The sequence below is a fragment of the Sphaerospermopsis kisseleviana CS-549 genome (assembly GCF_028329225.1).
Classification (GTDB): Bacteria; Cyanobacteriota; Cyanobacteriia; order Cyanobacteriales; family Nostocaceae; genus Sphaerospermopsis; species Sphaerospermopsis kisseleviana.
Window position 1 is genome coordinate 1 of record NZ_JAQMTI010000216.1, and the last position, 5,391, is coordinate 5,391.

Sequence of the window (5,391 nt, forward strand, 5' to 3'; positions counted from 1 at the left end):
GGTGACTGGTGACTGGTGACTGGGGAAAAATATTTACCTTCTTCCTCCTGAACTCCTGACTCCTGACTCCTGAACTCCTGACTCCTGACTCCTGAACTCCTGAACTCCTGACTCCTGATAAATTAATGGATGCCCAAAAACTATTAGAAACGATTACACACTTGATTGAACAAGCCGAAAAGGGAGAAATAGACCCTTGGGATGTGCAGGTGATAGAAGTGATTGACCGTTACCTAGAACTAATGTCACCACAAACCACCGCTAGAGGTTATGAAACTGATTTGTCTCAATCGGGACAGGCTTTTTTGTCAGCATCCATGCTTGTACTATTTAAAGCCAATACTTTAATGCAATTGTCAACCGTAGATAATATTATAGATAATGTGTCTGATGATGCAATACTGGATATTGCCGATAGTGAATTATACAATGTTCAACGTTTGCAATTAGAGCGACAGTTGCGTCGTCGTCCAGCAGCAATGCCACCACCAAAGCGTCGTGTGACCCTGCAAGAGCTAATTGAGCAATTGCAGATTATGGCTAACCAGCTAAAACGGGTAGAGAAAACCAGCAAACCTATCCGTCCTAAGCGTCAGCCGAGTATGAAAACGATGCGGGAGGCATTAGAATTAGCTCACCAAGAAAATTTAACAGAAGTAGCTTCAGAATTAGAACAGGTGCTGCATCTTTCTGCAAGGGAGTTAAATGTACAGGAACAATGTTGGAATCTAGAACAACTGGTAAAATTGTGGACTCAGACAAAGCAAGCAGGGAAAAAATCAGCAAATGCAAATGATTCTGACCATGAATCAGAAAATGGCGACATGGTGAGCGTTTTTTGGGCTTTACTGCTGCTGTCTGCACAATCTAAAGTAGAGCTATATCAGGAAGAATTTTATCAGGAGATCACAATCCGTTTACCTAATTCAGCCAACCGTGCAACCCCATAAACGACAATAAACGACTATAAACGACCATAAACTAAAATATTCGTGAGCAAAATCCAGAATCCTAGTACATTGATAAATATAACTTAGTGATGATTAAGTATCACGGGATAAAAACAGTAAACTGGCTTGTGGTTGAGGAATAGTTGAGGAATAGTTAAGGAAAAAAAATTATGAAAGCGATGATTCTCGCAGCGGGTAAAGGCACTCGTGTACGTCCTATTACATATACCATTCCCAAACCAATGATTCCCATCTTGCAAAAGCCAGTGATGGAATTTTTGCTAGAGCTATTGCGTCAACATGGTTTTAACGAGATTATGGTGAATGTTAGCCATTTAGCTGAGGAAATTGAAAATTATTTCCGTGATGGTCAGCGGTTTGGTGTGCAGATTGCCTATTCTTTTGAAGGGAAAATTGATGATGATGGTAAACTGGTCGGGGAAGCCATAGGTTCGGCTGGGGGGATGCGCCGTATCCAAGACTTTTCGCCTTTTTTCGATGATACGTTTGTGGTCTTGTGTGGTGATGCTTTAATTGATTTAGATTTAACTGCGGCGGTAAAGTGGCATAAATCTAAAGGTTCAATTGCTACCATTATTACTAAGTCTGTTCCCAAGGAAGAAGTTTCTAGTTATGGTGTGGTTGTCACAGATGATGATAACCGCATTAAGGCTTTCCAAGAAAAACCTTCGATAGAGGAAGCACTCAGCACAAATATCAACACGGGTATTTATATTTTTGAACCAGAGGTGTTTAAATATATTCCTTCTGGGGTTGAGTATGATATTGGTAGTCAATTATTCCCGGAACTTGTAAAAATCAATGCGCCTTTTTATGCCATTCCGATGGATTTTGAATGGGTAGATATTGGTAAAGTACCTGATTATTGGCGAGCTATTCGCGGTGTGCTGTTGGGTGAAATTAAAAATGTGCAGATTCCTGGTTATGAAGTCGCCCCTGGTATTTACACTGGTTTGAATGTAGCTGTGAATTGGGATAAGGTGGATATTACTGGACCTGTTTACATTGGTGGGATGACAAGAATTGAAGATGGTGCGAAAATTGTTGGCCCGGCGATGATTGGGCCTAATTGCTGGATTTGTAGTGGTGCAACAGTAGATAATAGTGTGATATTTGAATGGTCGCGCTTGAGTCCGGGAGTCCGTTTGGTTGATAAGTTGGTATTTGGTCGTTATTGTGTGGATAAGACCGGTGCAGCTATTGATGTGCAAGCAGCCGCTTTAGACTGGTTAATTACAGATGCACGTCAAACTCCACCTTCGGAAATTCCTTTAGAACACCAAGCGATCGCCGAATTGTTAGGGACAAGTATAATTTAGGTAATGGGTAATGGGTAATGGGTACAAGTTTTTTCAATTACCAATTACCAATTACCAACCACCAGTCCTAACTATTATTCAAGTAAGTATATCTCATGAGACTTTGCTCGTAAGTTTGTAGCAGTCTTTGAGATTCGGCTAGGGTAATGCGGTTTTCTTCTAAGGCTTGTTCACAACGCTGGCGGATGTTTTCTACCATGTCTTCTGAGTCGTATTGTACGTAACTTACGACTTCTCTCATGGTATCACCCTTGACAACGTGTTCTATTTGGTAGCCTTTGGGTGTGAGTTGGATATGAACGGCGTTTGTGTCACCAAAGAGGTTATGTAAGTTACCCATGATTTCTTGGTAAGCGCCGTTGAGGAACATTCCCAGATAATAGGGTTCGTTAGGTTTGAATTTATGCAGTTCTAAAACTGATTTGACATCTCGTAAATCAATAAATCGGTCAATTTTACCATCACTGTCACAGGTGAGGTCTGCTAAAATTCCTCTTTGGGTGGGTTCTTTATCTAGCTTATGTATGGGCATGATGGGGAATAGTTGATCAATTGCCCAACAATCAGGCGCTGATTGAAATACGGAAAGATTGATATAGTAGATGGAAGCCATGATTTTTTCTAGGTCTTCCAGTTCATCGGGTACGTATTCTTGTTGTTTGGTAATTTCCAGAATTTTGTGGCAACAAGCCCAGTATAAACGCTCGGCTTTAGCCCGTTCTTTGAGTCTTAAAATTCCCAAGTTAAAACGGCTGATGGCTTCTTCTTTGAATTGGGCTGCGTCGTGGTAAAATTCTTGATAGTTCTCTTTGTTGATGGATTGATAGGTTTCCCACAAATACCTGATAATGGGTGATTCTCCTTCTTGTGGTTCTTCTGGGGTATCGCGGGGTACATCACTGGTACTAAGAACGTCAAAGATGAGAACTGACTGATGAGACGCGATCGCTCTACCACTTTCACTAATCAGTGTAGGTACGGGAATCTGCCGTTCTGAACAGGTATCTTTTAATTCGGCTACAATATCGTTAGCATAGTTTTGCATATTGTAGTTTTTGGAGGCGTAGAAGTTGGTTTGGGAACCGTCGTAATCTACACCTAAACCACCACCGACATCGAGATATTTCATGTCTGCGCCTAACATCGCTAATTCTACATAAATGCGACTGGCTTCTTGAATGGCATCTTTAATCACATTGATAGCGGAAATTTGCGAACCGATATGGAAGTGTAACAACTGCAAAGAATCGAGTAAATTGGCTTCTTTGAGTTTTTCCACTGCTTCCATAATTTCCGGGATGGTTAAGCCAAACTTAGCGCGATCGCCTGTGGATGTTCCCCAGCGTCCCATGCCTTGGGTGCTTAATTTTGCCCGTACACCTAAAATCGGTTTAATACCTAACTGATGACTAGCTGCAATAGCTATATCTACTTCTTCAATTTGTTCTAAAACGATAATCGGTGTTTGTCCGAGTTTTTGGGCTAACATTGCCGTTTCAATGTATTCTCGGTCTTTGTAGCCGTTGCAAACTAACAATGCTCCTGGTGTATCCAATATAGCGAGAGCAATCATTAACTCCGGTTTAGAACCGGCTTCTAGCCCAAATTGGTGTGGTTTGCCAAATCTGACCAAATCTTCAATTAAGTGCCTTTCTTGGTTACATTTGACAGGGAAAACACCACGATAAACACCGGGATAATTATAACGAGCGATCGCTTTCGCAAAACAAGCGTTTAATCGCTCTATCCGATCTTCCAAAATATCAGAAAAGCGAATTAACAACGGCAGTCCCAAATTTCGTTGTTTTAAAGCATTGACTAATTCAAATAAATCTAGAGAACCCCCGCGATCGCCCTTGGGAGAAACTGTCACATGACCAGCAGCATTAATGGAAAAATAAGGCTTACCCCAACCTTCAATGCGGTATAAGTCCTCACTATCCTCAATTTTCCAAGTCCGAGATAAATCCCCTGACATGGTGCTAGGTGGTAACAGTTTCTTGTGCTTTTGGTTTTTCACTTCTGATTTATCTGATTTATCTGATTTATGACCATTGGTAGGCACTTTCACCATCTCATCAGTAGTTGACTCAACACCCATTTCTTCCTGACCTCTGTATATCACCCACGAACTAACAATTTAACGCATTCGTCTAATAACAGATATGCACCTAGAAAGATTTTTTCTTGGTTAACAATCAGTTAAGGAAGGAGGCAGGAGGCAGAAGGGTAGGTATTTTACATTGTCGTGAGGGCAAGACTTGGGGGACAAGGAAGGACAGTGGACAAGGGAGGAAAACCGTACAAAATCATCTTTTCTTGGTAACAAAAAGACTATTGTGCGGAGAAAATCTTCCTTGTCTACTTTCCCTCCTTGTCTTCCTAGTCCTGCCTTAACAGATAATATTAAAAACCTACCCCTGCCCCCTGCCTCCTGCCCCCTGTCTTATTTCTTCCTGTAAATACTAGACAAAAGACGGACATACAATTGACAATTAACCCAGATAACTTTTTTATGCTTTTGGAGACAGCTTTGGAACGCACTTTTTTAGCAATCAAGCCTGATGGAGTTCAACGCGGGTTGGTGGGTGAAATTATCCGTCGTTTTGAAACTAAAGGCTTTACCCTGGTAGGCTTAAAGTTGATTAATGTCAGTAAAGAGTTGGCTGAACAACATTATGATGTTCACCGGGAAAGACCTTTTTTTGCTGGGTTAGTAGAATTTATTACCTCCGGTCCCGTGGTGGCAATGGTTTGGCAAGGTGAAGGTGTGGTTGCTTCTGCAAGAAAAATTATTGGTGCTACCAATCCTTTAACCTCTGAACCTGGTACTATTCGCGGTGATTTTGGGATTAATATTGGTCGGAACTTGATCCACGGTTCTGATGCGATTGAAACTGCACAACGGGAAATTAAACTGTGGTTTAAGGATGAGGAGTTGGTTAGTTGGACTCCTCATTTAGCTCCCTGGTTGAAAGAATAGTTTGGTAATTGGTAATTGGTAATTAGTAATGGGTAATTGGTAAAAACTCTTACCCAGTCACCAGTCACCAGTCCCCAGTCCCCAGTCCCCAGTCACCAATCACCAGTCCCCAGTAACC

The 5,391-nt window shown here is 41.5% G+C and carries 4 protein-coding genes; 3 read left to right on the forward strand and 1 reads right to left on the reverse strand.

The annotated features are described in order from the left end of the window. The first annotated feature begins 125 nt into the window (after positions 1 to 125). Both PN497_RS17310 and PN497_RS17315 read left to right on the forward strand, forming a co-directional pair. The gene (locus PN497_RS17310; protein WP_096565633.1) at positions 126 to 950 is read left to right on the forward strand and encodes a segregation/condensation protein A; all 825 of its coding nucleotides are present in this window, start codon (positions 126 to 128) and stop codon (positions 948 to 950) included. Positions 951 to 1,120: 170 nt separating this feature from the next. Continuing rightward, positions 1,121 to 2,290, forward strand: coding sequence for a sugar phosphate nucleotidyltransferase (locus tag PN497_RS17315; protein ID WP_096565635.1), 1,170 nt, complete (start codon positions 1,121 to 1,123; stop codon positions 2,288 to 2,290). Between the two features lie 67 nt (positions 2,291 to 2,357). On the opposite strand, the gene speA is transcribed toward PN497_RS17315, so the two are convergent. Next, positions 2,358 to 4,391 carry a biosynthetic arginine decarboxylase gene (speA, locus tag PN497_RS17320; protein WP_096565637.1) on the reverse strand — a complete coding sequence of 678 codons (2,034 nt, stop codon included), beginning with the start codon at positions 4,389 to 4,391 and terminating at the stop codon, positions 2,358 to 2,360. A gap of 432 nt (positions 4,392 to 4,823) precedes the next feature. On the opposite strand from speA, the gene ndk reads away from it, so the two are divergent. Continuing rightward, complete coding sequence (gene ndk / locus PN497_RS17325; protein WP_096572562.1) at positions 4,824 to 5,273, forward strand: nucleoside-diphosphate kinase; 450 nt, start codon at positions 4,824 to 4,826, stop codon at positions 5,271 to 5,273. Positions 5,274 to 5,391 lie beyond the last annotated feature (118 nt).

Excerpts from the sequence above, each read along its gene's own strand:
- PN497_RS17310 (WP_096565633.1), top strand. The coding sequence starts at position 126 with ATGGATGCCCAAAAACTATTAGAAACGATTACACACTTGATTGAACAA.
- PN497_RS17315 (WP_096565635.1), top strand. The coding sequence starts at position 1,121 with ATGAAAGCGATGATTCTCGCAGCGGGTAAAGGCACTCGTGTACGTCCT.
- speA (WP_096565637.1), bottom strand. The coding sequence starts at position 4,391 with ATGGGTGTTGAGTCAACTACTGATGAGATGGTGAAAGTGCCTACCAAT.